Source organism: Actinomycetospora corticicola (assembly GCF_013409505.1).
GTDB classification, from domain to species: domain Bacteria; phylum Actinomycetota; class Actinomycetes; order Mycobacteriales; family Pseudonocardiaceae; genus Actinomycetospora; species Actinomycetospora corticicola.
Genome location: NZ_JACCBN010000001.1, coordinates 5,430,678 through 5,449,001 on the forward strand (window position 1 = coordinate 5,430,678; position 18,324 = coordinate 5,449,001).

At 75.0% G+C, this 18,324-nt stretch carries 19 protein-coding genes and 1 riboswitch; of the genes, 8 read left to right on the forward strand and 11 right to left on the reverse strand.

The window, feature by feature from the left end; translation table 11 throughout:
* Positions 1-33: 33 nt before the first annotated feature.
* Positions 34-672 carry a thiamine phosphate synthase gene (thiE, locus tag BJ983_RS26475; RefSeq protein ID WP_179796553.1) on the reverse strand — a complete coding sequence of 213 codons (639 nt, stop codon included), beginning with the start codon at positions 670-672 and terminating at the stop codon, positions 34-36.
* Positions 673-700: 28 nt separating this feature from the next.
* A riboswitch (TPP riboswitch) is annotated at positions 701-812 on the forward strand.
* On the opposite strand from thiE, the gene thiO reads away from it, so the two are divergent.
* From thiO to thiG, 3 genes are all read left to right on the forward strand, one after another.
* Positions 805-1,911, forward strand: a complete 1,107-nt coding sequence (thiO, locus tag BJ983_RS26480) for a glycine oxidase ThiO (protein ID WP_179796554.1) — start codon at positions 805-807, stop codon at positions 1,909-1,911. (Overlaps the previous riboswitch by 8 nt.)
* On the forward strand, positions 1,908-2,108 hold the full coding sequence (thiS, locus tag BJ983_RS26485; protein ID WP_179796555.1) for a sulfur carrier protein ThiS: 201 nt from the start codon (positions 1,908-1,910) through the stop codon (positions 2,106-2,108). Before thiO ends, thiS begins: the two co-directional genes overlap by 4 nt.
* Before the next feature lies 1 nt (position 2,109).
* Positions 2,110-2,868 (forward strand): thiazole synthase, encoded by a 759-nt coding sequence (thiG, locus tag BJ983_RS26490; protein ID WP_179796556.1) that lies wholly within the window; start codon positions 2,110-2,112, stop codon positions 2,866-2,868.
* 66 nt (positions 2,869-2,934) lie between these two features.
* On the opposite strand, the gene BJ983_RS26495 is transcribed toward thiG, so the two are convergent.
* The 4 genes from BJ983_RS26495 to BJ983_RS26510 all read right to left on the reverse strand — a co-directional run bounded on the left by BJ983_RS26495 (position 2,935) and on the right by BJ983_RS26510 (position 6,292).
* A complete protein-coding gene (locus tag BJ983_RS26495; RefSeq protein WP_179796557.1) occupies positions 2,935-3,690 on the reverse strand; it encodes an alpha/beta fold hydrolase in 756 nt (251 codons plus the stop codon).
* Positions 3,691-3,692: 2 nt separating this feature from the next.
* The gene (locus BJ983_RS26500) at positions 3,693-4,130 is read right to left on the reverse strand and encodes an SRPBCC family protein (protein ID WP_179796558.1); all 438 of its coding nucleotides are present in this window, start codon (positions 4,128-4,130) and stop codon (positions 3,693-3,695) included.
* 73 nt (positions 4,131-4,203) lie between these two features.
* On the reverse strand, positions 4,204-5,478 hold the full coding sequence (locus BJ983_RS26505; protein ID WP_179798277.1) for a cytochrome P450: 1,275 nt from the start codon (positions 5,476-5,478) through the stop codon (positions 4,204-4,206).
* A 145-nt stretch (positions 5,479-5,623) separates the two neighbouring features.
* Positions 5,624-6,292, reverse strand: a complete 669-nt coding sequence (locus BJ983_RS26510) for a hypothetical protein (RefSeq protein ID WP_179796559.1) — start codon at positions 6,290-6,292, stop codon at positions 5,624-5,626.
* Between the two features lie 40 nt (positions 6,293-6,332).
* Between BJ983_RS26510 and BJ983_RS26515 the strand changes: the two genes are divergently transcribed.
* The 3 genes from BJ983_RS26515 (at position 6,333) to BJ983_RS26525 (ending at position 8,725) form a co-directional block, all read left to right on the forward strand.
* On the forward strand, positions 6,333-7,313 hold the full coding sequence (locus BJ983_RS26515; protein WP_179796560.1) for a D-2-hydroxyacid dehydrogenase family protein: 981 nt from the start codon (positions 6,333-6,335) through the stop codon (positions 7,311-7,313).
* Positions 7,314-7,385: 72 nt separating this feature from the next.
* The gene (locus tag BJ983_RS26520) at positions 7,386-7,952 is read left to right on the forward strand and encodes a hypothetical protein (protein WP_179796561.1); all 567 of its coding nucleotides are present in this window, start codon (positions 7,386-7,388) and stop codon (positions 7,950-7,952) included.
* Between the two features lie 104 nt (positions 7,953-8,056).
* A complete protein-coding gene (locus BJ983_RS26525) occupies positions 8,057-8,725 on the forward strand; it encodes a hemerythrin domain-containing protein (RefSeq protein ID WP_179796562.1) in 669 nt (222 codons plus the stop codon).
* Between the two features lie 32 nt (positions 8,726-8,757).
* On the opposite strand, the gene BJ983_RS26530 is transcribed toward BJ983_RS26525, so the two are convergent.
* The 6 genes from BJ983_RS26530 to BJ983_RS26555 all read right to left on the reverse strand — a co-directional run bounded on the left by BJ983_RS26530 (position 8,758) and on the right by BJ983_RS26555 (position 17,043).
* Positions 8,758-11,790, reverse strand: a complete 3,033-nt coding sequence (locus BJ983_RS26530; RefSeq protein WP_179796563.1) for a BTAD domain-containing putative transcriptional regulator — start codon at positions 11,788-11,790, stop codon at positions 8,758-8,760.
* Between the two features lie 46 nt (positions 11,791-11,836).
* Positions 11,837-12,676, reverse strand: coding sequence for a bifunctional hydroxymethylpyrimidine kinase/phosphomethylpyrimidine kinase (gene thiD / locus BJ983_RS26535; protein WP_179796564.1), 840 nt, complete (start codon positions 12,674-12,676; stop codon positions 11,837-11,839).
* Positions 12,677-12,736: 60 nt separating this feature from the next.
* Positions 12,737-13,585, reverse strand: coding sequence for a bifunctional hydroxymethylpyrimidine kinase/phosphomethylpyrimidine kinase (gene thiD / locus BJ983_RS26540; protein ID WP_179796565.1), 849 nt, complete (start codon positions 13,583-13,585; stop codon positions 12,737-12,739).
* Positions 13,582-15,144 (reverse strand): phosphomethylpyrimidine synthase ThiC, encoded by a 1,563-nt coding sequence (gene thiC / locus BJ983_RS26545; protein ID WP_179796566.1) that lies wholly within the window; start codon positions 15,142-15,144, stop codon positions 13,582-13,584. Before thiC ends, thiD (BJ983_RS26540) begins: the two co-directional genes overlap by 4 nt.
* Before the next feature lie 243 nt (positions 15,145-15,387).
* Complete coding sequence (locus BJ983_RS26550) at positions 15,388-16,320, reverse strand: trypsin-like peptidase domain-containing protein (protein WP_179796567.1); 933 nt, start codon at positions 16,318-16,320, stop codon at positions 15,388-15,390.
* Positions 16,321-16,455: 135 nt separating this feature from the next.
* Positions 16,456-17,043 (reverse strand): peptide deformylase, encoded by a 588-nt coding sequence (locus tag BJ983_RS26555; RefSeq protein WP_179796568.1) that lies wholly within the window; start codon positions 17,041-17,043, stop codon positions 16,456-16,458.
* A gap of 171 nt (positions 17,044-17,214) precedes the next feature.
* On the opposite strand from BJ983_RS26555, the gene napA reads away from it, so the two are divergent.
* Together napA and BJ983_RS26565 are read left to right on the forward strand one after the other, a co-directional pair.
* Positions 17,215-17,535, forward strand: coding sequence for a nucleoid-associated protein NapA (gene napA / locus BJ983_RS26560; protein WP_179796569.1), 321 nt, complete (start codon positions 17,215-17,217; stop codon positions 17,533-17,535).
* A gap of 48 nt (positions 17,536-17,583) precedes the next feature.
* Positions 17,584-18,294 (forward strand): LytR C-terminal domain-containing protein, encoded by a 711-nt coding sequence (locus BJ983_RS26565; RefSeq protein ID WP_179796570.1) that lies wholly within the window; start codon positions 17,584-17,586, stop codon positions 18,292-18,294.
* The last annotated feature ends 30 nt before the right edge of the window (positions 18,295-18,324 follow it).

Below are 18,324 nucleotides of genomic sequence, written 5' to 3' on the forward strand. Positions count from 1 at the left end.
TGCGAGGGTGCCGTTCGTTCGTTCCGGGGCCGACTAGGTCCGCAGCGCGTCCGCCAACGAGCGGGCCGCCGCCTCCGGGTCGTCCGCCTCGGTGATCGCCCGGACCACGACGACCCGCCTCGCCCCGGCGTCGAGGACCTCGGGCAGCCGGTCGTGGTCGATGCCGCCGATGGCGAACCACGGGCGGTCGGTGCCGCTCGCGGCGGTGTCGCGCACGAGGTCCAGGCCCGGCGCGGGGCGGCCGGGCTTGGTGGGGGTCGGCCAGCACGGGCCGGTGCAGAAGTAGTCGACGCCGGGCTCGTCGGCGCCGGCCCGGGCCTGCTCGACGTCGTGGGTGGACCGGCCGACGACCACCTCGTCGCCGACGATCCGCCGCGCCCAGGAGACCGGCAGGTCGTCCTGCCCGAGGTGCAGCACGTCGGCGCCGGCGGCCAGCGCCACGTCGGCGCGGTCGTTGACCGCGAACAGCGCGCCGTGCCGGCGGGCGGCGTCGCGCAGCACCTCGAGGGCGGCCAGTTCGTCGCGCGCCTCGAGGCCCTTCTCGCGGAGCTGGATGACGTCGACCCCGCCGCGCAGCGCCGCGTCGGCGAAGGCCGCGAGGTCGCCGCGAACCGCGCGGGAGTCGGTGCAGAGGTAGAGCCGGGCGTCCGCCAGCCGTGCGCGCGTGTCCATCGGGGCCCGACGCTAGCGCGTAGGCTGGCCGGTGAACCGCGGGAGCCTGGACGTGCCGGGCTGAGAGGGGACCGTCCCGGTCCCGACCGTCGAACCTGATCCGGGTCATGCCGGCGCAGGGAGGGATCAGCAGTGGAGCGCATCGTCGTCGTCGGGGCCGGGGTCGTCGGCACGACGGCGGCCTGGGTCGCCGCCCGCGACCACGCCGCGGCGGAGGTCGTCCTCGTCGACCCGGCGTCCGGCTCCGGAGCGTCCTGGGTCGCCGGCGGCATGCTCGCGCCGATCACGGAGGCGTGGCCCGGCGAGCGCGAGGTGCTGGAGCTCGGCGCCGCCTCGCTCGCCCGCTGGCCCGCCTTTGCCGCGGAGGTCGAGCAGGCTTCCCGACGCCGGGTCGGGCTGCGCACCGAGGGCACGCTCGCCGTCGTGGTCGACACCGCCGACCGGGAGGACCTCGACCGTATCGTCGCCCACCTGCGCGCGTGGGGACGCGACGCCGAGCGCCTGACCGGCCGCGAGATCCGTCGTCGGGAACCCGCCCTGGGGCCCGCGGTGCGGGCGGGGATCGCCGTGCCGGACGACCTCGCCGTCGACAACCGGATGCTGCTCGCCGCCCTGCGCGAGGCCGCGCGGAACGCGGGGGTGTGCGAGCGCGCGGAGACCGTGCACGCGGTGGTCGACGGCGGCGTGGAGCTGGCGTCGGGGACGCTCGCGGCGGACCGGGTCGTGGTGGCGGCCGGGGCGTGGTCGGCGACGCTGCACCCGGCCCTGGCCGACCTGGTGCGGCCGGTGAAGGGCGAGATCCTGCGGCTGCGCGCGCGGGCCGGATCGCTCCCGCCGCCGCGGCGCACGGTGCGGGCAGCCGTGTCGGGGCGCGCGGTCTACGCCGTGCCGCGCGACGACGACCGGCTGGTGCTGGGCGCGACGCAGTACGAGGTCGGGTTCGACCCGGACGTGACCGTCGCAGGCGTGCGCGACCTGCTGGCCGACGCCGAGCGCGTGCTGCCCGGGATCGGCGACTACGCGCTGGAGGAGTCGGCCGCGTCGTTCCGTCCGGGGACCGCGGACAACCTGCCGGTGTTCGGGCCGGTATCGGGCGGACCGGACGGGCTGGTCGCCTGCTTCGGCCACGGGCGCAACGGCATCCTGCTGACCGCCCTGACGGCGGACGTGATGGCGGCGCTGCTCGCCGGTCGTCCGGTGCCGGACGACATCCGGGACCTCGTGGAGGTGACGACGTGAACGTGCTGGTCAACGGGGACGTGACGGAGATCGGGCCGGGCTCGACGCTGGCCGACGTGCTCGCCGCGCGCGGGGTGCCGGAGCGCGGGGTCGCGGTCGCGGTGTCCGGCGAGGTGGTGCCGCGCGCGCAGTGGCGGTCGACGGCGCTGCGCGACGGCAGCGTCGTCGAGGTGCTCACCGCGGTGCAGGGAGGCTGATGTGGACGATCTCGTGATCGCCGGACGGAAGTTCGGCTCGCGGCTGATCATGGGTACCGGCGGCGCGGCCAACCTGGCCGTGCTGGAGCGGTCGTTGGTGGCCTCGGGGACGGCGCTGACGACGGTCGCGATGCGGCGGCTCGACGCCGGCGGCGGGCCGGGGGTGCTGGCGCTGCTCGAGCGGCTGGGCATCGAGGCGCTGCCGAACACGGCGGGCTGCCACACCGCGGCCGAGGCCGTGCTCACGGCGCGGCTCGCCCGCGAGGCGCTGGAGACCGACCTCGTCAAGCTCGAGGTGATCGCCGACGACCGCACGCTCCTGCCCGACCCGATCGAGCTCCTCGACGCCGCCGAGCAGCTGGTCGACGACGGGTTCACCGTGCTGCCCTACACCAACGACGACCCGGTGCTGGCGCAGAAGCTCGCCGACGCCGGGTGTGCCGCGGTGATGCCGCTGGGCTCGCCGATCGGCACGGGACTGGGCATCCGCAACCCGCACAACATCGAGATGATCGTGGCGGCCGCGGCGGTGCCGGTCGTGCTCGACGCCGGGATCGGGACCGCCTCCGAGGCGGCGCAGGCCATGGAGCTGGGCTGCGACGCCGTGCTGCTGGCCACCGCCGTCACGCGGGCCTCCGACCCCGAGGCGATGGCGACCGCGATGAAGCTGGCCGTCGAGTCGGGCCGCCTGGCCCGCGGGGCCGGTCGCATCCCGCGCCGGTACTGGGCGCACGCGTCGTCGCCGGCTCCCGACCAGTGACGGGAAAGCGTCGTTGCTGTCACCCGGTGACAGCAACGACGCTTCGCTGCCACGTGGGGTGAGAGGTCAGCCCGCCAGATGGTCCTCGATGAGCGGCAGCACGATCTCCGTGCGGTGCATGAGCCGGGTGTGCGTCGACCGGGGCACCACCGCCAGCGTCGCGTCCGGCAGCAGGTCACGTGTGAGCTCGGCGTGGGAGACGGTGACGAAGTCGTGGTCGCCGATCATCACCAGCGTCGGCGCCGTGACCCGGCGCAGCTCCTCGTCGGTCCATCCGGCGGAGGTCATGACGACGGGTCCGAGCTTCGCCATGACGTCGTCGAGGTCCGCGGCCCCGTCGGGCGCCAGCCGCTCGTGCTCGCGCCGCATCGCCGCGAAGTCCTCCTCGGTGGGCATGCGGGTGGAGGTGGCCCAGCGGTCGGGGTCGGTGATGTCGGGGTGGTAGCCGCCGGCGCGGACGAACCCGGACGCGAACACGAGCCGTCGAACCCGCTCCGGGTGCCGGATCGCGAGCAGCAGCCCCGTGAGCGCGCCGAGGGAGAAGCCGCACACGTCGACCTGCTCGAGGCCGAGGTGGTCGAGCAGCCCGAGCAGGTCGCCGGCGAGCGCGTCGAGCGTCGGGGTGCGGTCGACGTCGGCCGTGCGGCCGTGACCCTGCTGCTCGACCGCCACCACCCGGCGTCGGGACGAGAGCGGAGCCAGCACCGAGGAGAACGTGAGGTCGATCGTGTGGTGCCCGCCGGGCACCAGCAGCAGCGGGACGCCGCCGGAGCCGTGCTCCTCGTGGTACAGGTCGAGCGCTCCCAGCGGCGCGAAGGGCATCGTCAGGAACGCCCTTCCACGACGGCCTTGAGGCGGGGCAGCGTCTTCTCGATCGCGCGCGTGTTGGTCGCCGGGTAGCGCAGCAGCTCCAGGACGGCGGGCGCGCGGGAGTCCGACCAGTCGAAGGTCTCGGTCACCTGGGTGCCGCCGTCGACGGGGGTGAGCTCGTAACGCCAGCGGTGGTGGCCGAGGTGACGCCAGGCGATGCGCCGGTCCTGCTCGAACTCCACCACCGTGTTGTTGATCGTGTAGGGGACGCCGAGCTTCATGCTCATCCCGAACGACGAGCCGAGGGAGAGCCGGTCGGGACCCTTGATGGCGGAGCGGACGGTGCCGGAGCCGTCGAACTCACCGTGGCGCCGCGGGTCGGCGAGGAGGTCGAAGACCTCCGACGGCGAGGCGTCGATGACGATGTCGCGGCTGACCTGGCGGGTGCTCACGGGCGGCGAGCCTAGTGACGATGTGGCGTTCCTGCCGCTGGACGACGGCAACGACGCTTCGCTGCCACCAGGGCTAGAGCGTCACCGGCAACGCGTCGACGCCGTAGACCATCGAGGTGCCGCGCAGCGGGAGGGTCCGCTCGTCGACGGCCATCCGGAGCTCGGGAAAGCGGCGCAGCAGGGCCGGGTAGGCGGTGCGCAGCTCCATGCGGGCGAGCTCGGCGCCGATACAGCGGTGGATGCCGTGCCCGAAGGCCAGGTGGGGGGACGGCGGGCGGCGCGGGTCGAAGATCTCGGGGTCCGGCGTGAGGCGCGGGTCGCGGTCGGCGCCCGAGAGCGAGACGAGGACGCCGTCGCCCACCGCGATGTCGACCCCGCCGATCGTCATGTCCTCGGTCGCGAACCGCGGGAACGCGAGCTGCACCACCGTCAGGTAGCGCAGCAGCTCCTCGACGAACCCGTGCACGGAGTCGGGCTCGTCGCGCACCATGCGCGCGACCTCCGGATCCCGCAGCACGATCACCGAGCCCAGCGCGAGCATCGACGCGGAGGTCTCCAGCCCGCCGGTGAGGAGGCCGTCGGCGAGCTCGGCGAGTTCATCGGTGTCGAGCTCGTCGCCGTGCTCGCGGATCAGCATCCCGAGCAGGCCCTCGCCGGGCTCGGCGCGCTGCCGCTCGACGACGCCGCGCAGGTAGACCAGCGACTCGGAGATCTTGTCGAAGACGGCGGTGGCGCCGGACAGCAGGTCGAACCGGGCCGTCGACAGGGCCTGGAACTCGTCCCGCTCGTCGTAGGGGATGCCCAGGAGTTCACAGATGGTGAGCGCGGGGATCGGGGTCGCGAAGTCGCGGACCAGGTCCACCTCCTCGCCGCGGGCGGCCATCGCGGCCATCACGTCGAGGCGGTCGTCGACGATGCCGGTGATCCGCGGGCCGAGCCGGGAGAGCCGTCGTCCCGTGAACTCCGGCGTCAGCAGACGGCGCAGCCGGGTGTGCTCCGGGGGATCCTTGAAGCCCAGGCCGCCCGGGTTCTGGCTGCCGCCGATGCCCGCGCGCCCGACCAGGTGCCCGAAGTCGGTGGAGAAGCCGTGCGTCCGGCCGAGGACCTCGCGGGCCTCCTCGTGCCCGGTGACCAGCCACGCCTTGACCCCGAAGGGCAGCGGGAAGTCCCGGACCGGGTGGTCCTCGCGGGCCTCGCGCAGCTCCGGCACCGGGTCGAGACCGTCCCGACGCAGCGGCATGAGCGCGTAGTCGGGGATCAGCGACATCGGGTCCAGCCCGCGACGGGAGCGCCAGGCGAGGTACTGCCGGGCGACGAATCCGGTCGCCCGGGAGCGCACCGCGTCCAGGCCGCGGGTGAGCGCGGTCCCCGTCCTGCTCACGGTCACCACGCCCCCTACCTTCCCGTACGGACCGGTCCGACCTGGACGTCGGGGTGCAGGGTAGGACGTTCCGGCGTGTCGCTCGGGTGAGGGTGCCGTGTCGCAGGTCTCGTCACGGCTCCCGGGGAGGGCCGGACGTCACCGAGGTCGCACCCCGCAGCCCCATCCGCGCGAGCTCGACGTCGGCCAGCCGGATCAGCACCGGCAGCTCCCCGCGCCGCCAGGCCCCCGCCGCGTCGCCGCCCGGTCCCGCCGCGCGGCGGATCCGCCCCGGCGAGCCGCGGGTGAGCGCCCGCAGCGCGAGGAGGTCGACGTCCAGGGCGCGCGCCGCGACGGCGTGCCGGGCCCGGAGCACCCACCGCAGCCGCAACCAGAACCAGGTCGTCACCACCGGGAACGCCGCCACCACGACGACGAGCCACGCGAGTCCCGTCGCGATCGCCGCCACCGCCTCGACCTGCGCGCGGCCCGCATCGACGAGGGACGTGCCGGCGTCGGTGCCGGGGGAGAACGCGCCGGCGAGCCGGTCGCCCACGAAGGGCACGCCGCCCGCGGCCTCGGCCGCCCCGCTGAACGCCCCGCGCACCCGCTCGCCCGCGTCGGACAGCCCGCGGCCGGGGGCCTGGAGGGTGAGCACGAGGTCGTGCAGGGCGATCGCGGCCGACACGACCAGCGCGGCCCAGACCAGGACCGCGATGTCCGCGAGGACCTGCAGCATCCGTCGTCGGGGGCGCTCGGCGTAGAACAACAGGGTGCGCCGCGGCGGCGGGAACGAGGTCACGTCCCGGTGTGTGCCCTCCCCGGCCCGGGCATACGCGACCATGAAGGTCGCGCTGCTCGACGACTACCAGCGTCTCGCCCGGTCCATGGCCGAGTGGGACCGCCTGTCCGACGCCGAGATCACGGCGTTCGACCACCACCTCGGCGGCCCGGACGACGTCGTCGCGGCGCTCGAGCCCTTCGACGTCCTGGTCGCCATGCGCGAGCGGACGGCGTTCCCGGCCGACGTCCTCGAGCGGCTGCCGAACCTGCGTCTGCTCGTGACGACGGGTCCGGCCAACGCCGCGATCGACATGGACGCCGCGGCCGCACGCGGGATCACCGTCGCCGGCACGGGCGGGGTCGACGGCAACGCCTCGACCGTCGAGATGGCCTGGGCGCTCATCCTCGCCGTCGTCCGGCACGTCCCGGAGGAGGACGCCCGGGTCCGGGCCGGCGGGTGGCAGCGGACGCTCGGGCGGGACCTGGCCGGACGTCGCCTGGGCATCGTCGGGCTGGGCGGGATCGGGAAGCCGGTGGCCGCGGTCGGGCAGGCGTTCGGCATGGACGTCGTCGCCTGGAGCCGCCACCTCGACCCCGAGGACGCGCGCTCGGTCGGCGTCGAACCGGTCTCGAAGGAGGAGCTCTTCTCGACGGCGGACGTGGTCACGATCCACATGAAGCTCTCGGAGGGCAGCCGTGGCCTCGTCGGGCGGGCCGAGCTGGACCTCATGACGGCGAACGCGGTGCTGGTGAACACCTCTCGCGGCCCGATCGTCGACGAGGACGCGCTGCTCGAGGCGGTGACCGAGGGACGGATCGGCGGCGCGGGACTCGACGTCTACGGGGTGGAGCCGCTGCCGGTCGACTCGCCCTGGCGCTCGGCCCCGAACACCGTGCTCACCCCGCACCTGGGCTACGTCACCGGCGAGACGTACACCGCGATGTACGCGGACGCCGTGGAGGACATCGAGGAGTGGGCGGCGGGACGGGCGGTGCCGCGGCTCATCGTGGCTCCGCCAGGTGAGCAGAAAGGGTCGTGATAGCGGCCGTTGGTGCTCACGTGGGCGGAGCCCACAAGTCATTGACAACTGGGCCCGGCGACCGTCGGCGCCGTGACCACACTCGTTCCTTCCCGACGACGGGTCCCGGCTCCGGTCGGCCGGCTGGCGCGGCAGCCGTGGCCCACCGCTGACGTCCGACGCCGGCCGGGCGGGAGGCCGCCCACGGGGCAGCCGTGTGCCACCGCTGACACCCGACATCAGCAGGTCGACACGACGGCGCCCCGGACGCTGCACGACGACGCGGACCGGCTCGGCGGGCTGGTCCGCGGCCTCCTGCACGGCACGGTGACGCTGCGCCGCCCCGACCTGCTCGGCGCCGGGCTCCGGCGGCTCTGCGACGACGCCGCACCCCGGCTGACCGGCCAGGACCGGCTCGTCGACGACCTGCGCACCGCCGCCGGCCTCGCCGTGCACGCCCTCGAGTCCCGCCCGCTCGCGCTGGCGACCCCGGCGGACTTCGGACGGCTGGCCCGCCTCGGTGAGCTCCTCGGCGCCCTGTCCGCCGCGGCCGCCTCCGGCCCCGCCCACCCGGCGGGCGAGGTGACCCGTCGTCGGGAGGGCTGGAGCGCCCGCCGCCGGCGCGCCCGGGACGAGCGCGCGCTGTTCGGCGACCGCTGAGTCACCGGCGACGCCAAGTCCGCCGCCAAGTCGTCACCAAGTCGGCTCAGCCAACCTCGTCGTCATCAGCCAGTCGTCGACCCGCAGTCACCGAGGAGTCCGCCATGACCACCACCGCCACCCCCGTCCTCACCTCCGACACCGACCTGCTGGGCATCCGGGTCGCGCACCGCATCATGCGTCGGGACGCCCGTCGTCTCGCGGGTCTCGCCGCGGCGTGGGCCGACGGTTCCGACCCGCTCGTCGGGCGCCGACGGCGCGTGTTCGGGGCCTGGATCGAGGGCCTCTGCCTCGACATCCACCACCACCACGCCACCGAGGACGACGTGCTCTGGCCGGTGCTGGAGCGGTACGCGGGCGCCGAGGTCGACCTCGCGCCGCTGTCCGACGACCACGCCGCCCTCGACCCGGTGCTCGACGACATCCGCGCGGGATTCGCGGTCGCCGCCTCCGGGGGCCGTGTCGACGTGCTCGCCGAGCGCCTCACCCACCTCGCCGACCTGCTCGACGAGCACATCGGTGAGGAGGAGCGCGACCTGTTCCCGATCATCCGGGCCCACGTCCCGCTCGCGGAGTGGCAGGTCGTCGAGAAGGCCGCGCAGCGCGGTGGTGCCGGCATCCGCTACGCCCTGCCGCGCATCGTCGAGAACACCTCGGACGCGGAGTTCGCGACGATGACGGCCTCCGCCCCGAAGCCGCTGCTGCTCGTGATGAAGCTGCTGCTGCCGCGGTTCCGGCGGGAGTCGGCGGTGTTGTGGCCTGCGGCCAGGTGAGCAGAAAGTGGGGCTATAGCGCCACTTTCTGCTCACACGCGGAGCACCAACGTGGCCGTCCCGCTCATCGCGCCGGCCAGGTGTCCCTCCCAGGGGGCGAGGTCCCGACGGCAGGTCCCGGCGACGTCCGCGTCGCCGAGGGCCTGCGCGATCTCGAGGCGCAGCACCGTCCAGTAGACCCACCACCAGTCGCGGCGGATCGGCTGGTCGGGGCGCCACACCCGGCGTGCGTCGTCGGTGCGCCCGGCCGCGACCAGCGCCGCCGCGTAGGGCTCGGAGACCACGTCGCCGCGTCGGGCGTACTCGGTGGCCAGCGGGTCCACCAGGTCGGCCAGCCGACCCTGGGCGTGGCGGACGCCGATGAGCCCGGCCAGGGTCAGGGCCGAGGCGTTGGCCATGCCCTGCGCCTCCATGGCCTCGCCGAACCCGACGTAGAGCCGTTCGGCCTCGTCGTAACGACCCTCGATCGTCGCCATCATCCCGCGGAAGATCGAGGTCCAGCCGAGGACGGCGGCGAGCTGCCCGTCGGCGGCCTCGGCGAGCGCGGTGTCCGCGTGGGCGCGGGCCGCCGCGAAGTCCTCGCGGTAGCAGGCGTGCAGGAACCGGGCGTGGTGCCCGACCGCCCGGTGGCCGTGCGAGCCGGCGCGCTCCGCGGCGGCGAGCAGGTCGACGCCGAGGTCGTCGAGCCGGTGCCACAGGTCGGGCCGCAGCAGCGACCAGAACCGGGCGTTGAGCACGACGCACCGCAGGGCCGGGTCGTCCGGCAGGACCTCCAGGGCGGCCACGGCGTCGGCCTCCGCCCGTTCCGGTTCCCGCGGGTGCCAGGCGAAGGCGCGGACGGCCAGCAGGCGGGCGCGGTCGGCGGCGGGGAGGTCCCCGTCGAGCAGGCGACCGACCGCCGCGATCAGCGGCCGGTCCAACGCGCCGTTCTCCGCGAGGGCGAAGGTGACCGGTCCGTCGACGCAGGTCGCGGCGGCCAGCAGGGCCCCGTCGTCGCCCAGTCGCCCGGCCTCGACGAGGGCCGTCGCCCGCTCCCGCAGCGCGGGCGCCCCGGCTCCGGTGTGGGAGTACGCGGAGGCGAGCGCGCAGCGCAGGCGCAGCCGACGACCCGGCTCCTCGACGAGGTCGAGCGCGCCCGCGAGGAGGTCGGCCGCGGTGCGCGGCACCCGGTCGCGGCGGGCCTCGGCGGCGGCCCGCTCGACGTGGTCGAGGACCCGGTCGAGGCCCGCGACCGGACCGGCGGCGAGGGCGTGGCGGGCGAGCGCGGCGTGGTCGTCGGGCCGCAGCGACTCCAGCACCGTCAGCACCTCCGCGTGCACGCGCGTGCGCCGCAGGCGGGGGAGCTCGTCGTAGAGCGTCTCGCGGACGAGGTCGTGGGTGAAGCGGACGGCGTCGGGGCCGGACTCGACGAGCAGCCCGGTGACCACGCCCGCCTCGCACGCCGCGAGCACCCGGTCCTCGTCGTCGCCCTCGAGCGCGACCAGTACCGACACGTCGACGTCCCGCCCGAGCACCGCGGCCCGGCGCAGGGCGGTCTGGGTCGGGGCGGGGAGCTGGGCGGCGCGGCGGGACAGGACGTCGCGGACCCCGGACGGGACGGTGCGCCCCGCCGCCTCGAGCCCGACCGTGCGGGCGAGGCGCGCGACCTCGCGGACGAACAGCGGGTTGCCGCCGGTGCGGGCGGCGATGCGCCGGGCCGTGTCGTCGTCGATCGCGAGGTGCTCGGCGGCCACGAGGGCGGCGACCGCCTCCGGGGCGAGGCCCGCCAGCTCGACGCGCTCGGCGACGACGGCGGTGAGGGCGGCGAGGGTCGCGACGAGCTCGTCGGGGACCTCGTCGGGCCGGGCCGTGACCACGATGAGCACGCCCGGCACCCGGGCCGCAGCCACCACCCGCAGCAGCCGCCAGGTCTCCTCGTCGCCGCGGTGCACGTCGTCGAGCACGACGAGCAGGGGACGGGGCGCCCGCGTGACCACGGCGAGCAGGGCCCGGCCGACGTGGAAGGTGGTCCCGGTGGGGGCGCCCTGCCCGAGGCCCTCGACGACCTCGGTCCACGCCCACGCGGGCGGCGCCCCGTCGACCTCCGGGCAGCGGCCGCGGACGGTCCGCCAGCCACGGGCGGCGAGCGTGTCGGCCAGGTGCTCGGCCAGCACCGACTTCCCCGCGCCGGCCTCGCCCGTCACGACGGCGAGCTGTCCCGGCCCGCCGGCGACCGCGTCGGCGACGGCGAGCAGCCGTGCGGTCTCGCGCTCGCGCCCGAGGAGGCCACTCCCGTCGTCGGGAAGGATCTCGTCCCGTGGCAGCGGAGCGTCGTCGCTGTCGTCCGGTGACAGCGACGACGCATCGCTGCCACCGCCGTCGACGTCGTGGCACAGGATCGACGCCTCGAGCGCGGCGGTCGTGGGGGAGGGGTCGAGGCCGAGCTCGTCGGCGAGCCGGTGCCGGAGGTCCGCGAGCGCGGCGAGGGCGTCGGCCTGACGCCCGGCCCGGTAGAGCGCGCGGGCGAGCAGCCGGGCCGGTTCCTCGCGCAACGGTTCGTCGCGGACGTAGGGGGACAGGAGGTCGACGACGTCGACCGGGTCGGGCTCGAGTGCGGCGAGGCTCTCGACGACGGATCGGCGCAGCTCGGCGAGGCGCTCGAGCTCGGGCGGGGCCCACAGCGTGTCGGCGAACTCGGCCAGCGGGGGCCCGGTGAACGTCGCGAGCGCCGCGCGGAGGTCCTCGAGCGTGCCCGTGCGGCGCCGTTCCCGGACCCGGGTCACGTCCAGCTCGGCGTGCAGGGCGTAGCCGCCCGCGGCGCTGACCAGCACCGTCGCGGGGGTGCGGGGCGCGCGGTCCGGCTCGAGCGCGCGGCGGAGGTGGCTGACGTGGGCCTGCAGACCGGCGAGGGCGCGGGGCGGGGGTTCGCCGGCCCAGAGGTCGTCGACGAGCCGGTCGACCGGCACGACCTCGCCCTCGGCGACCGCCAGCCGTGCCACCAGAGCCCGCCGCTGCGCGCTGCCGAGGTCGACGGGGCGTCCGTCGAGCGACGCGGTCAGCGTCCCGAGCAGCCGGACCTCGAGCACGGCGGTGAGCTTCGCATGTGAGCACTAAAGGGGCCTATAGCCCCACTCAGTGCTCACGAGGGACGGAGTCCCACTCCGCGATCGCCCACAGCGGCGAGACCGGCCCGGTCCCGGCGCCCAACGGGTACGACGCCGCGACGGCCCGCCGGATGTAGCGCTCGGCGTAGGCGACGGCGTCGGGCATCGCGAGCCCGCGCGCCAGGCCGGCGCAGGTCGCACTGGCGAGGGCGTCGCCGGCGCCGTGCACGTGCGGGGTGTCGATGCGCGGGCCGGTGAACTCCCAGGTGTCGGTGCCGTCGGAGAGCAGGTCGACCACCTCCGGCGACCCGTGCAGGTGCCCGCCCTTGACCAGCGCCCACCGCGCGCCGAGGTCGTGCAGGGCGTCCGCGGCCTTCCGGGCGGTGTCCCGGTCGGTCACGGTGACCCCGGCGAGGAGGCGGATCTCGTCGAGGTTCGGGGTCGCCAGCGCCGCGCGGGGGAACAGCAGGGTGCGGATCGCCTCCATGGCGTCGTCGGCCAGCAGCGGCTCGCCGTACATCGAGGCGGCGACCGGGTCGAGGACGAACGGTGTGGTCTCCCGGCCGATCCCGACCTCGTCGATCACCTCGGCGACGGCGGTGATGATCCCCGCCGTCGCGAGCATCCCCGTCTTGGCGGCCCCGACGCCGATGTCGGTCACCACCGCCCGGACCTGCGCCGCGACCGTCTCCGGCGGCACGAGGTGCACGCCGGAGACGCCCAGCGAGTTCTGCACGGTCACGGCCGTCATCGCCACGCAGCCGTGCACCCCGCACGCGGTCATCGCCCGCAGGTCGGCCTCGATCCCGGCGGCGCCGCCGGAGTCGGAGCCGCCGATCGTCAGCGCGCGGGGCGGGGTCTCGGCCATGCTCGCAGTGTGGCCTACGGCCAGGTGAGCAGAAATGGTCGTCATGGCGACCCTGACTGCTCACATGGGCGCAGCCCACAGACTCGACACCGGACCGTGCCCGGCGCCGAGCGGGTAGGAGTCCTCGACCGCCCGGGTGATGTAGCGCTTGCCCAGCGCCACGGCGTCGACCAGCGACATCCCGCGCGCGAGGCCGGCCGTGATCGACGACGCCAGCGAGTCGCCCCCGCCGTGGGTGTGCGGCCGGTCCAGGCGCGGCGAGCGGAACTCGTGCTCCTCGCCCGTGGCCAGCGACAACAGGTCCACGCACTCGTCCTGACGACGGCCCGAGGTCGCCTCCAGGTGCCCGCCCTTCACGAGCACCGCGTGCGCCCCGAGGGCGTGCAGTGCCCGCGCGGCCTCCCTCGCCGAGGCGTCGTCGACGACCTTCACGTCCACGAGCAGCGCGATCTCGTCGAGGTTCGGCGTCACCAGCGTGGCGCGGGGGAGCAACTGCGTGCGGACCGCGTCGAGCGCGTCGTCGGCCAGCAGCGACGACCCGTGCATCGACGCCGCGACCGGGTCGACCACGAACGGGATGCGGCCCGAGCCGATCCCGACCTCGTCGCACACCGCCGCGATCGCCGCGATGATCTCGGCGGTCGCGAGCATCCCGGTCTTCGCCGCGTCCACGCCCATGTCCCCGGCGACCGTGCGGATCTGGTCGGCGACGACGTCCGGCGGGATCGGGTGGAACCCGCTCACCCCGAGCGAGTTCTGCACCGTCACCGCCGTGACGGCGACGGCCCCGTGGACGCCGCACGCGGCGAACGCGCGCACGTCCGCCGTCATGCCGGCGCCGCCGCCGGAGTCGGTGCCGGCGATCGAGAGCGCGACCGGTGGGCTCGAGGTGCGCGGACCCGGCGTCATGAACCGGCCACCGGCAGGTAGACGCGGTGGCCGCCCGCGGCGAACTCCGCCGCCTTGTCCGCCATGCCGGCCTCCACCTGGTCGCGGATCTCGTGGCTGATGCGCATCGAGCAGAACTTCGGCCCGCACATCGAGCAGAAGTGCGCGGTCTTGGCCGGCTCGGCGGGCAGCGTCTCGTCGTGGAAGCTCCGCGCAGTGTCCGGGTCGAGGGCGAGCCGGAACTGGTCGTGCCAGCGGAACTCGAAGCGGGCCTTCGACAGCGCGTCGTCCCGCTCCTGGGCCCGGGGGTGGCCCTTCGCGAGGTCGGCGGCGTGCGCGGCGATCTTGTAGGTGATCACGCCGACCTTCACGTCGTCGCGGTCCGGCAGCCCGAGGTGCTCCTTGGGCGTCACGTAGCAGAGCATCGCCGTCCCGGCCTGCGCGATCTGCGCGGCACCGATCGCCGAGGTGATGTGGTCGTACCCCGGCGCGATGTCCGTCGCGAGCGGGCCGAGGGTGTAGAACGGCGCCTCACCGCACCACTCCTCCTCGAGCCGCACGTTCTCCGCGATCTTGTGCATCGGGACGTGGCCGGGGCCCTCGATCATCACCTGCACGCCCTTCGCCCGGGCGATGTGCGTGAGCTCGCCGAGGGTCCGCAGCTCGGCGAGCTGGGCCTCGTCGTTGGCGTCGGCGATCGATCCGGGCCGCAGGCCGTCGCCGAGGGAGAACGTCACGTCGTAGCGGCGCAGGATGTCGCAGAGCTCGGAGAAGTGCTCGTAGAGGAACGACTCGCGGTGGTGCGCCAGGCACCAGGCGGCCATGATCGAGCCGCCGCGGCTGACGATGCCGGTCATGCGGCGCGCGGCCAGCGGGACGTGCCGCAGCAGCACCCCGGCGTGGACGGTCATGTAGTCCACGCCCTGCTCGCACTGCTCGATCACCGTGTCGCGGTAGACCTCCCAGGTGAGCTGCTCGGGGTCGCGCACCTTCTCCAGCGCCTGGTAGATCGGCACGGTCCCGATCGGCACCGGCGAGTTCCGCAGGATCCACTCCCGCGTCTCGTGGATGTCGGCGCCGGTGGAGAGGTCCATGACGGTGTCCGCGCCCCACCGGGTCGCCCACACCATCTTCTCGACCTCCTCGGCGATCCCGCTGGTGACCGCCGAGTTGCCGATGTTCGCGTTGATCTTCACCGCGAACGCCTTGCCGATGACCATCGGCTCGGACTCGGGGTGGCGGTGGTTCGCCGGGATCACCGCGCGGCCGGCGGCGACCTCGGTGCGGACCAGCTCCTCCGGCACCCCCTCGCGGACGGCGACGAACGCCATCTCCGGGGTGGTCTCGCCGTTCCTCGCGCGCTCCAGCTGGGTCTGCGCGTGTCCTTCCCGACGACGGGGCAGGCCCGCCTCGAGGTCGATGGTCGCGGTCCCGTCGGTGTACGGCCCCGAGGTGTCGTACACGTCGAGATGGGTGCCGTCGGTCAGCTCGATGCGCCTCGTGGGCACACCGTCCTCGTCGTAGATCTTCCGGGACCCGTCGATCGGGCCGGTGGTGACGTGCTGCGGTGCGGTGCTCATGACTCCCTACGCCGGCATTACCCGGTCAGGTTCCTGCGGTCGGCGGCGCCGGATCCCCGGGGATCCAGCCGCCCTCTCAGCCCGCTCCTGGTGCGAGCTCCCGCGTGTGCAGTTGTGGACGTCCGCCGTCGACGGTGCCACGCCGATCCGGACGTGGGCAAGGGATCCGGCGCACCTCATGATCACCGGTCCCTCGGCGGGCGCGCGGGTGCTCCGCGCGCCCGCTGAGGGACCGATGATCACTCAGCCGGTGAGCTCCGCCGGCACCGCGAGGACGTCGACCATCGCGTCGCCCCGCAGCACCGTGACCGGCAGGGTGCGGCCGATGGCGTCGGCGAAGAGGCGCCGCTGCAGGTCCCGGGCCTGGCTGACCGGCTCGCGGTCGGCGTCGACGATGAGGTCGCCGGCCTTCAGTCCGGCGCGCGCCGCCGGACTCTCCCGGACCACCTCGGCCACCCGCAGACCCTGGCGCCGTCCGAGCCGCAGCGCGACGTCGACCGGCAGCGGGGCCGGGGCGCCGACCACGCCGAGGTAGCCGCGGCGCACCCGACCGTCGCGGCGCAGGCTCGCGACGATCGCCCGCGTCGTCGAGTTCCACGGCACCGCGAGGCCCAGCCCGACGCCCGCCACGGCGGTGTTGATCCCGACGACGTGCCCGTGCGCGTCGGCCAGCGCCCCGCCGGAGTTGCCGGGGTTGAGGGCGGCGTCGGTCTGGATCACGTCCTCCACGACGCGGCCGTCCTTCGTCGGCAGGCTGCGCCCCAGCCCGCTGACGACCCCGGCGGTGACGCTGCCGGCCAGCCCGAACGGGTTGCCGACCGCCACCACGAGCTGCCCGACCCGCAGCCCGCTCGCGTCGCCGAGGGTGACCGGCCGCGGGGTCGTGGCGTCGGGGTGGGCGGCCAGCACAGCGAGGTCGGACAGCGGGTCGGCACCCAGGACCCGGACGTCGGCGTGGCTGCCGTCGGCGAACGTGGCCCGGCCACCCCGCGCCCGGTCCACGACGTGGGCGTTGGTGACCAGCACCGTGCCGGCGCCGGCGGGGTCGTCGATCACGACGGCGCTCCCGGCGCCGCTCGGGCGTTCCGGGTCGCCGACGGCGAGGGCGGCCACGGCCGGTCCGAGGGTCTCGGCGACCGTGACGACGGTGCGGGAGTAGGAGTCGAGCTCGTCCACGTCCTCGTGCTTACACCGTTGCAGTACGTGCGACCGCCGTGTTCGTCGTGGGCGGACGCACCTCCCGGTGCCGGCAATGCGTCGTCGCTGTCACTGGATGACAGCAACGACGCTTCGCTGCCACGAGGGGGTGGGTCAGTGGCCGAACGGGTCCGGGTCCACGCCCGGCATCCACGAGTGGCCGGGGACGCCCCACCCGTGGGCGCGGATCGTCCGCTTGGCGGCGCGCTTGTTCCGCCCGATGAGCCGGTCGGTGTAGACGAACCCGTCGAGATGGTCGGTCTCGTGCTGCAGGCAGCGCGCGAAGAAACCGCGGCCCTCGACGGTCACGGGTCCGCCGTCGACGTCCCGCCCGGTCACGCGGGCCCACTCGGCCCGGCCGGTCGGGAAGTTCTCCCCGGGCACGGACAGGCAGCCCTCGGCGTCGTCGTCCTCGTCGGGCATGGTCTCGGGGATCTCGTCGGTCTCCAGGACCGGGTTGACCACCACGCCGCGGCGCCGCTCGCCCTCGAGCTCCGGGTCCGGGCAGTCGAAGACGAACACCCGCCGGCCGACGCCGATCTGGTTCGCGGCCAGGCCCACGCCGTGGGCGGCGTCCATGGTCTCGAAGAGGTCCTCGACGAGGGTGCGCAGGGCGTCGGAGCCGAACTCGTCGTCGGTGAACGGGGTCGTCGGGGCGTGCAGCACGGGTTCGCCGGTCACGACGATCGGGCGGACGGTCACGGCGGGCGAGCCTAGACGGCGGCTCCGCCGCAGGTGGGAGCTGGTGACGACGTGCGTTGTGGGGGTGTTGTCAGGGGCTCGTGGTTGAATGGAGGAAGCGCGAATGACACCCGTGTCATTCGGCGTGGCGGTTCCCGCGGGAGCCGACGGAACCCTCTGGCGAGGAGCGTGATGGACGCACCTGCAGCTTCGACCGGCCCGGCCCCCACGGCCGGTCGGCACGCCTCGGCGCCCGACGACGGGCTGACCCGCCGGGACCGCGAGATCCTCGCGTTCGAGCGGCAGTGGTGGAAGTACGCGGGCGCCAAGGAACAGGCGGTCCGCGAGCTGTTCGACATGTCCGCGACGCGGTACTACCAGGTCCTCAACGCGCTGGTGGACCGGCCGGAGGCGCTCGCCGCCGATCCGATGCTCGTGAAGCGCCTCCGGCGACTGCGGCAGACACGACAGCGCGCCCGTGCGGCGCGTCGGCTCGGTGTGGAGCCCTCGTAGTGGTCTCCTGATCCCTCGAACGGTTGTCGCCGGAAGGGGAGCAGGGTCATGACGGGTCCCGGGGCGTCGGGCGCCTCCCGCTTGCGCATCGCGGGGGTCGCGTTGCTCGGCGTGGCCGCCATCGCCGCCGTGGTGGGCCTGATCAGCCTCGGTGGGCAGGGCACCTCCAGCGCACCGGCCGCCTCCCCGACGTCGACCATCGCGCCCCCTCCGAGCGACACCGCGGCGCCCGGGCAGCCGGGCGCACCCGGCCAGCCGGGCGCCGACGCGCAGGGTGCCGGCGCGCTGCCGGGCGCCGGGACGGCGCCGGGCGCGCCGACCCCGGGGGCCGCGCCGCCGGTCACCGGGGCCCTCCCGCCCGTCGCGGCGGCGCCGCCGATCGTGCCGGGCGGCGGCTCGGGCTCGGGCTCCGGTTCCGGCAGCGGAGGAGGCGGGGGTGGCGGCGGTGCCTCGTACGCGGGGGTGCCGGTCCGGGTCTACAACAACTCGACGATCCGCGGTCTCGCGGAGACGGCGGCCGGCCAGATCACGGGCCGCGGCTTCGACGTGGTGGAGACCGGCAACTACGCGCAGGGGATCATCCCCGCGAGCACGGTCTACTACCGCCCGGGCAGCGGCGAGCAGGGGGCGGCCGAGGCCCTCGCCGCCGCGTTCGGTATCCGCGCCGAGCCGCGCTTCGCGGGCATCCAGAACGCCTCGCCCGGCGTCATCGTGATCGCCACGAACAACTGGGGGCAGAACGCCCAGAAGGGCTCCTGATCCCACCTCGACGCCGACGGCCCGTCGCTC

Excerpts from the sequence above, each read along its gene's own strand:
- thiE (WP_179796553.1), bottom strand. The coding sequence starts at position 672 with ATGGACACGCGCGCACGGCTGGCGGACGCCCGGCTCTACCTCTGCACC.
- BJ983_RS26495 (WP_179796557.1), bottom strand. The coding sequence starts at position 3,690 with ATGCCCTTCGCGCCGCTGGGAGCGCTCGACCTGTACCACGAGGAGCAC.
- BJ983_RS26515 (WP_179796560.1), top strand. The coding sequence starts at position 6,333 with ATGAAGGTCGCGCTGCTCGACGACTACCAGCGTCTCGCCCGGTCCATG.
- BJ983_RS26525 (WP_179796562.1), top strand. The coding sequence starts at position 8,057 with ATGACCACCACCGCCACCCCCGTCCTCACCTCCGACACCGACCTGCTG.
- thiD (WP_179796564.1), bottom strand. The coding sequence starts at position 12,676 with ATGGCCGAGACCCCGCCCCGCGCGCTGACGATCGGCGGCTCCGACTCC.
- thiD (WP_179796565.1), bottom strand. The coding sequence starts at position 13,585 with ATGACGCCGGGTCCGCGCACCTCGAGCCCACCGGTCGCGCTCTCGATC.
- thiC (WP_179796566.1), bottom strand. The coding sequence starts at position 15,144 with ATGAGCACCGCACCGCAGCACGTCACCACCGGCCCGATCGACGGGTCC.
- napA (WP_179796569.1), top strand. The coding sequence starts at position 17,215 with ATGGACGCACCTGCAGCTTCGACCGGCCCGGCCCCCACGGCCGGTCGG.
- BJ983_RS26565 (WP_179796570.1), top strand. The coding sequence starts at position 17,584 with ATGACGGGTCCCGGGGCGTCGGGCGCCTCCCGCTTGCGCATCGCGGGG.